The organism is Leucobacter rhizosphaerae (assembly GCF_022919175.1).
Lineage (GTDB): Bacteria > Actinomycetota > Actinomycetes > Actinomycetales > Microbacteriaceae > Leucobacter > Leucobacter rhizosphaerae.
The window spans coordinates 1,113,496-1,127,519 of sequence record NZ_CP095043.1 but is presented as its reverse complement, the minus strand read 5'-3'; the positions used below and the strand labels follow the sequence as shown (position 1 = coordinate 1,127,519).

At 70.5% G+C, this 14,024-nt stretch carries 17 protein-coding genes; 14 read left to right on the top strand and 3 right to left on the bottom strand.

The annotated features are described in order from the left end of the window. Nucleotides 1–60: 60 nt before the first annotated feature. Genes rplM through MUN76_RS05110 form a run of 4 tightly spaced genes read left to right on the top strand, consistent with a single transcriptional unit; the run spans nucleotide 61 to nucleotide 2,894 of the window. Nucleotides 61–507: a 50S ribosomal protein L13 gene (gene rplM, locus MUN76_RS05125; RefSeq protein WP_244687753.1), complete on the top strand. Its 447-nt coding sequence runs from the start codon at nucleotides 61–63 to the stop codon at nucleotides 505–507. A 35-nt stretch (nucleotides 508–542) separates the two neighbouring features. Continuing rightward, nucleotides 543–1,022 (top strand): 30S ribosomal protein S9, encoded by a 480-nt coding sequence (rpsI, locus tag MUN76_RS05120; protein ID WP_244687751.1) that lies wholly within the window; start codon nucleotides 543–545, stop codon nucleotides 1,020–1,022. Nucleotides 1,023–1,042: 20 nt separating this feature from the next. Continuing rightward, a complete protein-coding gene (glmM, locus tag MUN76_RS05115) occupies nucleotides 1,043–2,392 on the top strand; it encodes a phosphoglucosamine mutase (protein ID WP_244687750.1) in 1,350 nt (449 codons plus the stop codon). 43 nt (nucleotides 2,393–2,435) lie between these two features. Continuing rightward, the gene (locus tag MUN76_RS05110; protein ID WP_244687748.1) at nucleotides 2,436–2,894 is read left to right on the top strand and encodes a DUF3995 domain-containing protein; all 459 of its coding nucleotides are present in this window, start codon (nucleotides 2,436–2,438) and stop codon (nucleotides 2,892–2,894) included. Here MUN76_RS05110 and coaA read toward each other — a convergent pair. Then, nucleotides 2,891–3,874 (bottom strand): type I pantothenate kinase, encoded by a 984-nt coding sequence (coaA, locus tag MUN76_RS05105; protein WP_244687746.1) that lies wholly within the window; start codon nucleotides 3,872–3,874, stop codon nucleotides 2,891–2,893. The genes MUN76_RS05110 and coaA overlap by 4 nt on opposite strands. A 32-nt stretch (nucleotides 3,875–3,906) precedes the next feature. Here coaA and glmS point away from each other — a divergent pair, with 32 nt between their 5' ends. The 8 genes from glmS (at nucleotide 3,907) to MUN76_RS05065 (ending at nucleotide 10,669) form a co-directional block, all read left to right on the top strand. Then, nucleotides 3,907–5,757: a glutamine--fructose-6-phosphate transaminase (isomerizing) gene (gene glmS / locus MUN76_RS05100; protein ID WP_244687745.1), complete on the top strand. Its 1,851-nt coding sequence runs from the start codon at nucleotides 3,907–3,909 to the stop codon at nucleotides 5,755–5,757. Nucleotides 5,758–5,797: 40 nt separating this feature from the next. Then, nucleotides 5,798–6,223, top strand: a complete 426-nt coding sequence (locus MUN76_RS05095; RefSeq protein WP_244687743.1) for a holo-ACP synthase — start codon at nucleotides 5,798–5,800, stop codon at nucleotides 6,221–6,223. A gap of 11 nt (nucleotides 6,224–6,234) precedes the next feature. After that, nucleotides 6,235–7,356 carry an alanine racemase gene (gene alr, locus MUN76_RS05090; protein WP_244688667.1) on the top strand — a complete coding sequence of 374 codons (1,122 nt, stop codon included), beginning with the start codon at nucleotides 6,235–6,237 and terminating at the stop codon, nucleotides 7,354–7,356. Nucleotides 7,357–7,412: 56 nt separating this feature from the next. Continuing rightward, the gene (gene tsaE, locus MUN76_RS05085) at nucleotides 7,413–7,913 is read left to right on the top strand and encodes a tRNA (adenosine(37)-N6)-threonylcarbamoyltransferase complex ATPase subunit type 1 TsaE (RefSeq protein ID WP_244687741.1); all 501 of its coding nucleotides are present in this window, start codon (nucleotides 7,413–7,415) and stop codon (nucleotides 7,911–7,913) included. Next, nucleotides 7,910–8,593, top strand: coding sequence for a tRNA (adenosine(37)-N6)-threonylcarbamoyltransferase complex dimerization subunit type 1 TsaB (gene tsaB, locus MUN76_RS05080; RefSeq protein WP_244687739.1), 684 nt, complete (start codon nucleotides 7,910–7,912; stop codon nucleotides 8,591–8,593). The genes tsaE and tsaB overlap by 4 nt, the downstream gene beginning before the upstream one ends. After that, nucleotides 8,590–9,066 carry a ribosomal protein S18-alanine N-acetyltransferase gene (gene rimI / locus MUN76_RS05075; protein WP_244687737.1) on the top strand — a complete coding sequence of 159 codons (477 nt, stop codon included), beginning with the start codon at nucleotides 8,590–8,592 and terminating at the stop codon, nucleotides 9,064–9,066. Before tsaB ends, rimI begins: the two co-directional genes overlap by 4 nt. Further along, nucleotides 9,063–10,145: a tRNA (adenosine(37)-N6)-threonylcarbamoyltransferase complex transferase subunit TsaD gene (gene tsaD / locus MUN76_RS05070; protein ID WP_244687735.1), complete on the top strand. Its 1,083-nt coding sequence runs from the start codon at nucleotides 9,063–9,065 to the stop codon at nucleotides 10,143–10,145. The genes rimI and tsaD overlap by 4 nt, the downstream gene beginning before the upstream one ends. A gap of 149 nt (nucleotides 10,146–10,294) precedes the next feature. After that, complete coding sequence (locus tag MUN76_RS05065; RefSeq protein ID WP_244687733.1) at nucleotides 10,295–10,669, top strand: DUF4190 domain-containing protein; 375 nt, start codon at nucleotides 10,295–10,297, stop codon at nucleotides 10,667–10,669. A 36-nt stretch (nucleotides 10,670–10,705) separates the two neighbouring features. Here the strand turns inward: MUN76_RS05065 and MUN76_RS05060 are convergent, their stop codons facing one another. After that, nucleotides 10,706–12,013, bottom strand: coding sequence for a class I SAM-dependent methyltransferase (locus MUN76_RS05060; RefSeq protein ID WP_429953192.1), 1,308 nt, complete (start codon nucleotides 12,011–12,013; stop codon nucleotides 10,706–10,708). A gap of 1 nt (nucleotide 12,014) precedes the next feature. Beyond that, nucleotides 12,015–12,464, bottom strand: a complete 450-nt coding sequence (locus MUN76_RS05055; protein ID WP_244687732.1) for a DUF4190 domain-containing protein — start codon at nucleotides 12,462–12,464, stop codon at nucleotides 12,015–12,017. 218 nt (nucleotides 12,465–12,682) lie between these two features. Here MUN76_RS05055 and groES point away from each other — a divergent pair, with 218 nt between their 5' ends. Next, the gene (gene groES, locus MUN76_RS05050) at nucleotides 12,683–12,979 is read left to right on the top strand and encodes a co-chaperone GroES (RefSeq protein WP_244687730.1); all 297 of its coding nucleotides are present in this window, start codon (nucleotides 12,683–12,685) and stop codon (nucleotides 12,977–12,979) included. A 108-nt stretch (nucleotides 12,980–13,087) separates the two neighbouring features. Beyond that, entirely contained in the window at nucleotides 13,088–14,011 is a 924-nt protein-coding gene (gene rarD / locus MUN76_RS05045) for an EamA family transporter RarD (protein ID WP_244687728.1), read from the top strand. Nucleotides 14,012–14,024: the final 13 nt, after the last annotated feature.

The window sequence follows — 14,024 nt, the reverse complement described above, 5'->3', positions numbered from 1 at the left end:
GGACCGGACACCGGAGCGGGATCCACGAACACCTCCATTTCGACAGAAAGCAGCACGACAGTGACTCGCACATATTCGCCGAAGGCCTCTGAGCAGAAGCACGATTGGATCGTCATCGACGCCACCGACGTGGTGCTCGGACGCCTCGCCTCGCACGCCGCAGCCCTGCTGCGCGGCAAGCACAAGACCACGTTCGCTCCCCACATGGACATGGGCGACTACGTCATCATCATCAACGCCGACAAGGTCGTCCTCACGGCGAACAAGGCGTCGCAGAAGCGCGCCTACCGCCACTCGGGCTACCCGGGCGGTCTGCGGTCGGTCAGCTACACCGAGCTGCTCGAGAAGAACTCCGACCGTGCCGTCGAGAAGGCGATCCGGGGCATGCTCCCCAAGAACTCGCTCGGAGCAGACCTGTTCCGCAAGCTGAAGGTGTACAAGGGTGCCGAGCACCCGCACGCTGCTCAGCAGCCCACCCCCTACACCTTCGGCCAGGTCGCGCAGTAGTCGCGCCTCCAAGAGATTCAGAGAGAGACTTCACAGTGACTGAAGAGCAGACCGTGGCCACCGAGAGCTACACCACCGAGACTCCCGCGTCGCAGGCGACTGCCGCGGCTCCCCGCCCCGCGCTCACCGTTCCCGGTGCGGCCGTGGGCCGTCGCAAGCAGGCCATCGCCCGCGTGCGCCTCGTTCCCGGCAGCGGCACGATGACCGTCAACGGTCGTGAGTTCGCCGAGTACTTCCCGAACAAGCTGCACCAGCAGCTCATCACCGATCCCTTCACGGTGCTCGAGCTCGGCGGCTCGTACGACGTGATCGCCCGCATCGTCGGCGGCGGCCCCTCGGGCCAGGCCGGCGCGCTGCGCCTCGCGATCGCCCGTGCGCTCAACGAGATCGACGCCGAGCACAACCGCCCGACGCTGAAGAAGGCCGGCTTCCTGAGCCGCGACGCACGCATCAAGGAGCGCAAGAAGGCTGGTCTCAAGAAGGCCCGCAAGGCTCCGCAGTACTCGAAGCGCTAGTCCGCAGGAGTACCCCCACCATGGGACGCCTGTTTGGCACCGATGGGGTTCGGGGCCTGGCCGGGGTCGATGTGACCGCCGAGCTGGCCCTGAACCTCGCCCACGCTGCGGCTCTCGTTCTCGGGCGTTCTGCCCGGAGCGAGAGCCGTCGCGCTGTCGCCGTCGTGGCGCGTGATCCGCGCGTCTCGGGAGAGTTCATCTCCGCCGCGGTCGCCGCCGGTCTCGCCTCGGCGGGAGTCGACGTGCTCGACGCCGGAGTGATCCCGACGCCCGCCGCGGCCTATCTGGTCGCCGACACGGGCGCGGACTTCGGTGTCATGGTCTCGGCGTCCCACAATCCGGCGCCCGACAACGGCATCAAGTTCTTCGCCGAGGGCGGCCGGAAGCTCGCCGACGACATCGAGGACGAGATCCAGGCCGCCATGAGCGGGCCCGTGATCGCGGTCACCGGTCGCGAGGTGGGGCGTATCCGTCGGTTCGCCGACGCCGAGGACCGGTACCTCGTGCACCTGCTCGGCACGCTGAGCGGGATCAAGCTCGACGGGCTGCATGTGGTGCTCGACTGCGCCCACGGTGCGGCGGCGGGGATCTCGCCCGACGTCTTCTCCGACGCCGGCGCGACGCTCACGGTGATCGGCAACGATCCCGACGGCTTCAACATCAATGACGGGGTGGGCTCGACCCATCTCGAACCGCTCATCGCCGCGGTGCGCGAGCACGGCGCCGACCTCGGCATCGCCCACGACGGCGACGCGGATCGCTGCCTCGCCGTCGACGGCGAGGGCAACGTGATCGACGGCGACAAGATCATGGCGATCCTGGCGCTCTCGCTCGCTCGGCGCGGCAAGCTCGAGAAGAACACACTGGTCGCGACCGTGATGTCGAACCTCGGCCTGAAGCTCGCGATGGCCGACAACGGGATCGACGTCGTCGAGACCGGTGTGGGCGACCGCTACGTGCTCGAGGCGATCAACGAGCACGGCTACTCCCTGGGCGGTGAGCAGTCGGGCCACGTCATCATGAGCGAGCACGCGACGACCGGCGACGGGATCCTCACGGGTCTGCACCTCGCCGCGGAGATCGTGCGCACCGGGAAGTCGCTGGCGGAACTCGCCACGTGCATGACCGTGTATCCGCAGGTGCTCGTGAACGTGCGGGGCGTCGACCGGACCGGCGTCGCTGGTGACGACGTGCTGCAGCAGGCCGTGCACCAGGCCGAGCTCGTGCTCGGCGGCAAGGGGCGGGTGTTGCTGCGCCCCTCCGGCACGGAGCCGGTGGTGCGGGTCATGGTGGAGGCCGAGCACGAGGATCAGGCTCAGCAGCTCGCTGACGATCTGGCGGCGATCGTGCAGGAGCGCCTCGCGGTCTAGGTCGCCCTCCCGCACCGCGCCCCGTCGGGGTTAGGCTGGAGGCATGCGCTGCCTCACGCCTCTCGCCCGCACCGTCGCCGCAACCGGACTGCTCGCCGTCGCCGGCGTGCACGCCGTCTGGGCCTCCGGGAGCACCTGGCCGGAGCGGAACCGGCGGCGGCTCTCCGAAGCCGTCATCGGGCACGCCTCCGTCGAACCCGGGCGCGGCGCCACGGCCGCCGTTGCTGCGGGTGCGGCGGCCGGCGGGATCATCGCGGGTGGCGCGCTCGGCGACGGTCGTGGGATCGTCGCCACGCGGCGGGCGATCGGGCTCGCGCTGCTCGCCCGCGGGATCCTCGGCGGCAACACGGCACTGATCTCGATGGGACTGCCCGAGGGCGGGAAGCGCTTCCAGGAGCTGGATGAGCGCCTGTACCGGCCGCTGTGCCTCGTCCTCGGCGTCGCGACGCTGATCGGTGCCCGCGGCCCACGCGCATCCCGCCGACCGCTCCGCACCCACTAGAGCTTGCGCAGCAGCACCTTCTGCACCCGGTGGTCCGCCTCCTTGCGGAGCACGAGCGTCGCCCGGGCGCGCGTCGGCCGGATGTTCTCGATGAGGTTCGGGTGGTTGATGTTCGTCCAGTACTCGTCGGCGAGTGCCACGGCGGCATCGTCGTCGAGCGTCGCGAAGCGTCGGAAGTAGGAGTCGGGGTTCGCGAACGCGCTCTCGCGGAGGTGCAGGAAACGATCGCGGTACCAGCGGCGGATGTCGCCCGTGCGCGCGTCCACGTACACCGAGAAGTCGAAGAGGTCGCTCACGGCGAGCGGGTGCTGCATCGATGCGGGCTGCAGCACGTTCAGCCCCTCGACGATGAGAATGTCCGGCCGCCGCACGACCGTGAATTCGTCGGGCACGATGTCGTAGATCAAGTGGCTGTAGTGGGGAGCCTTCACCTCGGCGACGCCAGCCTTCACCTGCGACACGAAGCGGAGCAGCGCGCGGCGATCGTAGGACTCGGGGAACCCCTTGCGCGCCGCTATCCCGCGCCGCTGCAGCTCCGCGTTCGGGTACAGGAACCCGTCGGTCGTCACGAGCTCCACGCGCGGGGTCTCCGGCCAGCGGGCGAGCAGATCGCGCAGGATACGGGCGACCGTCGACTTGCCCACGGCCACGGAGCCGGCGATGCCGATGACAAACGGGCTCTGCCGCTCGTCGTTGCGGCCGAGAAACCCCCGGGTGCGCTGGTGCATCTCGCGCGCAGCGATCGCGTACTGGTTGATGAGACGGCTGAGCGGTCGGTAGACCTCCGACACCTCCGCCATGTCGAGCGGCTCGCCCAGTCCGCGGAACTCCGAGACCTCGCGCTCGGAGAGCGGCATCGGCGTCTCGCCGGCGAGGCGGGCCCACTCCGCCCGGCCGATCTCGGTGAAGGGGGAGGTGAACTCCGGTCGCACGAGTGCGTGGGTGTCCGTGGTGACGGGTGCGGTGCTTGTCTCGGCCATTGTTCATCCATGGTGCCACTAAACTGGAACGCATGTGTGGAATCGTTGGATATGTCGGACCGAATGACACGGTCGAGGCACTGCTGAGCGGACTGCGGCGACTGGAGTACCGGGGGTACGACTCGGCCGGCGTGGCGGTCATCGACGAGGCCGGGAACATCGGCGTGCGCAAGCGCGCCGGCAAGCTCGTGCGACTCGAGGAACTGCTCGAGGTGAGCCCGCTCACGGCTCAGGGCACCGGCATCGGGCACACCCGCTGGGCGACCCACGGCGGCCCGACGGACGAGAACGCGCACCCGCACCTCGGGGACGACGGCAAGCTCGCGCTGATCCACAATGGGATCGTCGAGAACTTCGCGGAGCTGCGCGCCGAGGTCGAAGCGGCCGGGATCACGCTCATCGGCGAGACCGACACCGAGGTCGTCGCGGCGCTCCTCGGTCTCGAGGTCGCGCGCGTCGGGGATCTCGAGACCGCGTTCCGCACGGTCGTCGCCCGCCTGCACGGCACCTTCACCCTGCTCGCGATGCACCGCGACGAGCCCGGCAAGGTCGTGGCGGCGCGCCATCACTCGCCCCTCGTGGTCGGGCTCGGCGAGGGGGAGAACTTCCTCGGCTCCGACGTCGCGGCCTTCGTCTCCTCCACCCGTCGCGCCGTGGCGGTCGACGAGGACAACATCGCGATCATCACGCCGGACGAGGTGCGCATCACCGACTTCGCCGGCACCCCCGTCGAGTTCGCCGAGTACGAGGTCGAGTGGGACGCCGACGCCGCGGACAAGGGCGGCTGGTCCTCGTTCATGGCGAAGGAGATCAACGAGCAGCCCGATTCCGTGGCGAACACGGTGCGCGGCCGGATCTCGGGCGACGCGGTCGAGATCCCCGAGCTCACCGCCCTCGGCGCCGAGCGGCTCACGAACGTCGACCGGATCATCATCATCGCCTGCGGCACCGCCTCCTACGCCGGCATGATCGGCGCCTATGCGATCGAGCAGTGGGCCCGGATCCCGGTCGAGGTGCAGCTCAGCCACGAGTTCCGCTACCGCGATCCCGTGCTCACCGACCGCACCATGGTGATCTCGGTGAGCCAGTCGGGTGAGACCATGGACACCCTCATGGCCGTGAAGTACGCCGTCGAGCAGGGCGTCACTACCGTGTCCGTGTGCAACACGCAGAGCGCCACGATCCCGCGCGAGTCCGACGCCGCCGTGTACACGCACGCCGGGCCGGAGGTCGCCGTCGCCTCGACGAAGGCCTTCACCGCGCAGATCACGGCGCTCTACCTCATCGGGCTCCACCTCGGGCGCGTCCGCGGCACGCTGTCCGCCGAGACGCAGGCCGACGCCGTGCGGCAGTTCGAGACGCTCCCCGAGAAGCTCCGCGAGGCCGTCGACACGCACACCCAGATCGCGCAGCTCGCGCACTGGATGGCCGACACCCGCTCGGTGCTCTTCCTCGGTCGCCACGTCGGTTACCCGGCGGCACTCGAGGGCGCGCTCAAGCTCAAGGAGATCGCCTACATCCACGCCGAGGGCTTCGCCGCCGGCGAGCTCAAGCACGGTCCGATCGCGCTCATCGATCACGGCCAGCCGGTCTTCGTGCTGGTACCGAGTCCGCGCACGTCGCCGCTCATGCACTCGAAGGTCGTCTCGAACATCCAGGAGATCCGCGCGCGCGGGGCACGCGTCATCGCGATCGTGGAGAAGGGCGACACCGCGGTGCTGCCCTACGCCGACGACGTGATCCGGCTCCCGCTCGCCGATGCGCTCTTCGAGCCGCTGCTGCAGGTCATCCCGCTGCAGTGGTTCGCGCTGGAGCTGTCGACGGTGAAGGGCCTCGACGTCGATCAGCCGCGCAACCTCGCGAAGTCCGTCACCGTGGAGTAAGGCGCCGCGGCCGAGGGGTCGCGGTGCGAGGAGGCACGACATGATTCGTGGGATCGGCGTCGACACGGTCGACATCCCGCGCTTCGAGCGCCAGCTCGCGCGCACACCCGCCCTTCGCACCCGGCTGTTCGCCCCGGACGAGCAGCCGCTCGGCGCGGCGTCGCTCGCCGCCCGGTTCGCCGCGCGCGAAGCGCTCATCAAGGCGCTCGGCGGATCCGGCGAGCTCACCTGGCACGACATGGCGGTGGGACGGGACGACGACCGTGCGCCGGTGTTCGTCGGCGGTCCCGGGCTCCGCGCGGCGCTCGTCGCCCGCGGCGCGGATCGGGTGCACCTCTCGCTCACCCACGACGCGGGGGTGGCGACGGCGTTTGTGATCGTCGAGTCGAGCAGCGGCGGGAGTACGCTCGAGCCAGGGTGGGCAGAGCACCGAGGAACGACCGAGAACGGAGGCGAGAGCGCATGAGGACAGGATCCATACGCGTGGCGGAGATCTCCGTCGGCGCGATCCGGCACAACGTCGCCCGCGTCCGCGAGCTCACGGGCGGCGCGGTCATCGTCGTGGTGAAGGCCGACGGCTACGGCCACGGCGCCGCCATTGCGGCCGAGGCAGCGCTCGCCGGCGGCGCGGCGATGGTCGCCACCGCCGACCTGGAGGAGGCCCTCACCCTTCGGGAGCACGGGATCGACGCACCGATCCTCTGCTGGCTGCACGGGGCCCGTGTCGACTTCGCCGACGCCGTGGCCGCGCGGATCGAGATCGGCGTCAGCCACCTGCAGCAGCTCGAGGCCGTCGCCGAGGCCGCGCGGGCGCTCGGCAGTGTCGCCACCGTCCAGTTCAAGGTCGACACCGGGCTCAGCCGCAACGGCGCCGCCCCCGAGGAGTGGGAGGCGCTCTTCGCACGCGCCGCCGAACTCGTCGCGGCGGGCCTCGTGCGCGTCACCGGCATCTTCAGCCACCTGGCCAACGCGGGAGACGCGAACGACCGCCTGCAAGCCGAGCGATTCGACGCGGCCGTCGCCGGGCTCCGCGCCGTCGGTATCGAGCCCGACATGATCCACCTCGCGGCCAGTGCGGCGACCCTGCGCTCGCCGCACCTGCACTACAACACCGTGCGCGTGGGGGTCGCGGCCTTCGGCCTCAGCCCGTTCGCCGATCAGACCTCCGCGCAGCTCGGGCTCATCCCGGCGATGACGCTCCGCGCGGAGATCGTGGCGCTCCGGGGGGTGCCAGCCGGGACCGGCGTCTCCTACGGCTTCAACCACGTCTGCGAGACAGCGACCACCCTCGCGCTCGTGCCGATCGGGTACGCCGACGGCATGCCGCGCGCCCTGAACGGCGCCGGCGCGTGGGTGACGGTGGCGGGGGAGCACCGGCCGATCGTCGGGCGCATCGGCATGGATCAGTTCATCGTCGACGTCGGACCGCTCGCCGGCCGCCTCGAACTCGGCGACGAGGTGGTGCTGTTCGGGGATCCCGAGCAGGGCCACCCGCCCGTGGAGATCTGGGCGGGACTCATGCGGACCATCAACTACGAGATCGTCGTGGGCATCGGTCCACGCGTGCGCCGGATCCCCGTCGACGGGCCGGCCTCGTGACGGACTCGGGGCCAGCCGCATCGACGCGAACGGTCGAGATATCAGACCCCGACGCCATGCACGGGCTCGGGGTCGCACTCGGGCGTCGCCTGGGCGCCGGAGACCTCGTGATCCTGACCGGCCCGCTGGGTGCGGGCAAAACGACGCTGACGCGCGGAATCGGCGAGGGGCTCGGGATCCGGGGCCCGGTGCAGAGCCCGACGTTTGTGATCGCTCGCACCCACCCCTCGCTCGTCGGCGGAGCGCCGCTCGTGCACGTCGATGCGTACCGGCTCGCCGACGCCACGGAGCTGGACGATCTGGATCTGGACTTCGCGGGCTCGGTCGTCGTGGCCGAGTGGGGCGCCGGACTGCTCGAGGGGCGCGAGTCCTGGGCGGAGCTCGTGATCGAGCGGCCCACGGGTGACGGTGTGGCATCCGACGGCGCAGCCGGTACGGCATCGACTCATGCGCTCGAAGACCCCGCTGACGATGCTTGGGGCGAAGAACTGGTCGAGCCGAGGATCGTGACCCTGCGCGGGTTCGGCCCGCGCTGGAGTGAAGGAGTGCTGCCGTGAGCGACGCCGTCGACCGGGTCGCGTTCGAAGTGATCGATCTGCAGTCCGCCGCGAGCGCACCGGACCAGGTGCTCCTCGCGATCGACACCGCGCTCGGCACCAGTGTCGCGCTCGGCGCCGCGGGGCGGGTCGTCCAGGCGACGAGCGCGGATCCGCTGCGCCACGCCGAGGCCATCGGCGGCATGCTCGCCGGGCTGTTCGAGGCCGCCGGGGTATCACCCAGCGAGGTCACGGGGGTGGTCGTCGGGATCGGCCCCGGCCCGTTCACGGGGCTCCGCGTCGGGATCGCCGCCGCCCACGCCTTCGCCCTCGGGCGGGGCGTGCCGCTCCTGCCCCTGCAGGGCCACGAGGCGGTCGCGCTCGAGGTGCTGGAGCGCGGCGCGTCCGCCGGAGTGCGGGTGATCCAGGACGCCAAGCGGCGCGAGCTCTTCGTGACGGAGTACCGCGGCCTCGACTGGGCGGGCGTGCCCGAGCGCGCGGTCGACCCCCACCTCGTGCCGCGGGATCGGCTCGAGCCGACCGCGGCCGACGTCTGGCCCGAGCGGATCCCCGCGGGCCGGCTCGTCGAGCTCGCCTCCCGCCGACTCGCGGCCGGGCACGGCTTCGAATCCGACCGCGCCGTGTACCTGCGCGCGCCCGACGTGGCGCAGCCCGGCGCGCCGAAGCGGGTCAGCACGTGACCCCGGCAGCGCTCCCGGGCCTCCACCTCCGACCCGCCACGCTCGACGATCTCGACGCGGTCTGGGAGATCGAACACGCCGTGTTCACCGGGGAGGCCTGGAGCCGCGACCTCGTGCGCGAGGAGCTCTCGGCTGATCACCGCTGCTATCTCGTGCTGGTGGACGACGCCGGAGCCGTGCGCGGCTACGGCGGGCTGCTGGCCGTGGGCACGGAGGGCGACATCCAGACCATCGCCCTCACCCCGGAGACGCGGGGGGTGGGCGCCGGACGCCGGCTCATGGTCGCGCTCATCGCGGAGGCGCGATCCCGCGGCGTGCGCGAGATCTTCCTCGAGGTCCGCGCCGACAACCCCGTGGCGCAGGGGCTCTACACCTCTCTCGGGTTCGTCGAGATCGGGATCCGCCCCCGCTACTACCAGCCCGACGGCGTCGATGCCGTGGTGATGAAACTCGACGTGAAGGATCCCGCATGAGCGCCCACGAACCGCTGGTCCTCGGCATCGAGACCAGCTGCGATGAGACCGGGGTCGGGATCGTGCGCGGACGCACGCTGCTCGCGAACGCGATCGCCTCCTCCATGGACGAGCACGCGCGCTTCGGCGGGGTGATTCCGGAGGTCGCGGCGCGGGCGCACCTCGAGGCCATGACCCCCACGATCGAGCGAGCGCTCGCCGACGCCGAGGTCTCGCTCGCGGATCTCGACGCGATCGCCGTGACCTGCGGGCCCGGACTGGCGGGGGCGCTCATGGTCGGGGTCGCGGCGGCGAAGGCCCTCGCGGTGTCGCTCGACGTGCCGCTCTACGCCGTGAACCACCTGGTGGGGCACGTGGGGGCGGATCTGCTGCAGGGCGACGGCCTGCGCGGCGCCGTGGGCGAGGTAGGCGAACTCGAACTTCCGACGATCGCCCTGCTGGTGTCGGGTGGACACACCTCCCTGCTGCTCGTGCGGGATCTCGTGTCGGATGTGGAGCTGCTCGGCGAGACGATCGACGACGCCGCGGGCGAGGCGTTCGACAAGGTCGCCCGATTGCTCGGGCTGCCCTACCCCGGCGGCCCGCACATCGATCGTGTCGCCGCCGACGGGAACCCCGCGGCGATCCGCTTCCCGCGCGGGCTCTCGCTGCCGAAGGACCTCGCGAAGCACCGTTACGACTTCTCCTTCTCGGGGCTGAAGACCTCGGTCGCCCGCTGGGTGGAGAAGCGGGTCGCCGCGGGCGAGGAGGTGCCCGTCGCCGACGTCGCCGCGAGTTTCCGGGAGGCGGTGGCCGACGTGCTGCTCACGAAGGCGATCGCGGCCTGTCGGGATCACGGCGTGCCGCGCCTGCTGCTCGGCGGCGGTGTCGTGGCGAACGCACGGGTGCGCGAGCTCGCGCAGCAGCGCGCCGACGCGGCCGGGGTCGCACTCCGGGTCCCGCCGCTCTCGCTCTGCACCGACAACGGCGCGATGATCGCCTCGCTCGGCGCGCAGCTGGTCGCGGCGGGGCACGCGCCGTCCACGCTCGACTTCGGCGCCGACTCGAGCCTGCCCGTGCAGGAGATCCAGGTCCGCTGACCCGCCGAAGCGGCGGTGTTCGTGAGGTTCCTACAGATCTGATTTGCAAATCTCGTGCAAATCACGCGACATCAGATGAACCTGAACGTTATCTTAGAAGAGCGAAACGGGGAGACACCCACTTCGACGATGAATACCTAGGAGAATGTATGTCTGAGAACCTGCCCGAGAACACCCCGCCCGCGTACACCGCGCCGCCCGCTGCTCCCGGATACGGCGCAGCACCCGCTCCCGAGTCCAAGGGCCTCGCGCTCTCCTCGATGATCGTCGGCATCGTCAGCCTCGTGCTGGCGTGGCCGATCAGCATCGTTGGCATCATCGGCGGCATCGTCGCCCTGATCCTCGGCATCATCGGCCGCAAGAAGGGCCAGTCGAAGGGCATGACCCTCACCGGTATCATCACGGGTGCGCTGGCGATCGTGCTCGCGGTCATCGCGATGATCGTCGTCGCCATGATCATCGGCGCCGCGCTCAGCGATCCCGAGCTGCAGCAGCAGCTGCAGGAGCTCGAGAACGCTCAGTAGCACTCGCCGCACGGCACACGGACCGGACCTCAGCGCTCAGCTGGGGTCCGGTTCGGCGTTTCCGGGCGGCGCAGGCGGCGCAGACGGAGCAGGTGATCCCGCGTCGACGCAGCGCTCGGCGAGCAGCGCGACGTGCCGGCCGGCCACGCGCGTCAGGAACAGGGTCGCGTGCTGCGACCCCTGGAGGCGGAGCCGTTTCCGCAGCGCCGCGGGATCCACGTCGGCGCCCCGCTTCTTGATCTCCAGGGTGCCGATGTCGCGCGCCGCGAGGGCGCGGCGCAGATCCTTCTCCCGCGACGGGAGCGTCTCGATGATCCGGAAGGCCTGCGCGAACGGCGTGGCGGTCAGCCGGTCCGAGGTGAGGTAGGCGATGGCCGGGCTCACCATGCCGGCGTCGAGGCGCGCTGCCAGGTCGCCGATCAGCCGGGCCCGGATCACCGCGCCGTCGGGCTCGTAGAGGTACTCCCCGAGGTCGCGGACCTCGGCGTCCGGGGCGTCTGCGGGCGCGGACAGCTCCGCGATCCCGGACTCCGAGCGGAGGACCAGGGCGGAACGGGTGACCCCGCGGCGCGCGGCCGCCCCGCACCAGAGCGCCATCTCGACGACCTGGCCGTCGACCGAGACCCACTGGGCCTCGGCGTGGGGCGGGATCAACTCCCGGTCGAAGCCGGGGCCGAGCTTGATGCCGGTGGCGTGGGCGGTGGCGAGATCGAACGCGAAGGTGAGCGAGGGGGAGTAGTCGTCGGGGGACGCGAGCCTGCGGGTGTCGCGGTGCCCGGCGGTCCGCCGCGCGGGATCGAGGAAGACCCCGTCGGCGTCTCCGGGGCCGAGGCGTTCGGCGTCGCCGACGCGCACCTCGGGTGCCGGCAGCCCGTGCCGGGCGGCGACGGCCGCGAGGTTGTGTTCGGCGAAGGCCGCGGTGAGCGGATCGAGTTCGACGGGGTGCGGCGTGAGTCCGGCCGCGAGGAACGCCATGGATTCGGCACCGATCCCGCAGCCGAGGTCGGCGACACGGGTGCAGCCCGCTGCGCGGAATCGCTCGGCGTGATGCGCGGCGACCCGGTGTCGGGTCGCCTGCTCGAGGCCCGCGGGGGTGACGAGCAGCTCACTCGCGATCGGGCCGAACTTCGACGCGGCGCGCACGCGGAGCTCGGCCTGGGTGAGGAGCGCCGCGACCCGATCGGCGGGGTGACCGCGACGGCGGAGTTCGGTGTTCAGCCCGTTCGCTCCGCGGTGGGATTCGGCGGCAATCCATCGGAGCTCGTCGAGGCCGGCATCGGTGCCGAGGAACTCCCACCCCGGCGCGGGGCCCGCGGCCCCGGCCGGTGTGCGTGCGGGGGTCACATCAGTAGTAGGGATCGTAACCCGAGGAGAGCGCGCCCAGCGATCCGATCATGACCGCGATCATGCCGATGTAGAGCACGATGAAGATGATCAGGAACACGAAGTAGGCGTAGCTGATGATGAGCCCGGTGAGCGCGATCCCGCGGCCGGCGTCGCCGTTGCGCTTGATCTGGCTGAGGCCCATGTGCCCGAAGATGATGCCGGCGATGGGGGAGAGGAATGCGAAGATGATCGCGAGCAGCGCGAAGGTGTTCGTCTTGTCGAGTGTGGTCGCGGTCGAGGCGGCCGGGTAGCTCGGCTGCGGGTACTGCGCCGCGTTCGGCTGGTAACTCGGCTGGACCGGTGCCGCGGGCTGGCCCGTGTACGGCGACTGGTCCGCAGTGAACGGCTGGTCGGCACCGGGGATGCCGGGAGTGCCGGGGAACTGCTGCGGGGCGTTCGGTGTGGACATGGCTTCCTCCAGGGTCGGGCGTGTTCGTCCATCCTATCCAGGCCGCTCCGCGGGGCGGCGAAGGGAATGCACCGCAGGGGTGTTCGCTCTCGGCGATTCCACGCCCGCCGGTTGGCACTCCCCTTGCGAGAGTGCCAACCGGAGCCATAGACTCGGAGCAAGCGTGCTCGCATTGGGCGGGCGCGAGATCCACTTCGCAATTTGGAAAGAGGTCAACTGTGTCGGTCGCCATCAAGCCGCTCGAAGATCGTATTGTTATCAAGCAGGTCGAGGCAGAGCAGACCACCGCTTCCGGTCTGGTGATCCCCGATAGCGCCAAGGAGAAGCCCCAGGAGGGCGAGGTCGTCGCGGTCGGACCCGGTCGGGTCTCGGATAGCGGTACCCGCATCCCCCTCGACGTCGAGGTCGGCAACGTCGTGATCTACTCGAAGTTCGGTGGCACCGAGGTCAAGGTCGGCGGCGAGGACTACCTCGTGCTGTCGGCTCGCGACATCCTCGCGATCGTCGAGCGCTAAGCTCCGCACCACGGGTGCTGCACGGGGCCGCTGATCTTCGGATCGGCGGCCCCGTTGCTGTGACCGCGGGGGTGAGGACGGGGCCGTCCACGCGAGTAGACTGTCTCGGTGAAGCGAATTCGGGCGGGGCTGGGATACGGCGTCACCGCGTACATGATCTGGGGTGCGTTCCCCTTCTACTTCGGACTGATCGCGATGGTGAGCCCGCTGGAGGTCGTTCCGTGGCGCGTGGGCGCGACCCTCGTGTTCTGCGCGATCCTCGCGACGGTCACGAGCCGCTGGTCGCAGGTGATGGCGATCGTGCGCCGGCCCAAGCTGCTCGGGTGGTTCGCGCTGTCGTCGATCCTGCTGTACGCGAACTGGCAGATCTTCGTGATCGGGGTCATGACGGGGCACGTGATCGAAACCGCGCTCGGCTACTTCATCAACCCGCTGTTCACGATCCTCATCGGCGTGGTCGTCCGCCGGGAGCGCCTCTCCCGCCTGCAGTGGACCGCGGTGGTGATCGCGACGATCGGTGTGGTCATCGCGGCCATCGCCTACGGCGCCTTCCCGTGGATCGCGGTGGCGCTCGCCGTCACCTTCGGCCTCTACGGCGCCGTGCACAAGCACGTGGGCGAGCACGTCGACGGGATCACCGGCCTCACGGTCGAGACGCTCGTTTCTCTGCCCGTCGGGATCGTGCAGATGATCATCGTCGCGGCCACCGCGGGCCTCACCGCGCACACCTTCGGCCCCGGGGTGCTGCTGCTCGTGCTGGGCAGCGGCGTCGTGACGGCCGTGCCGCTGATCCTGTTCGGCGAGGCCGCGCGCCGCCTGCCGCTGTCATATCTCGGGTTCATCCAGTTCCTGACCCCGATCCTCGGGTTCCTGTACGGCTATCTGGTGATGCACGAGGAGGTGTCCCTCGGTCGCTGGATCGGGTTCATCGCCGTCTGGATCGCGCTCGTGCTGCTGATCATCGACATGGTGCGCCAGCTGCGTCGTTCGCCGCAAGCACAGTTGGCGACCGGTCCGATTCCCTTAGACTGATCCGCAGAGGGGC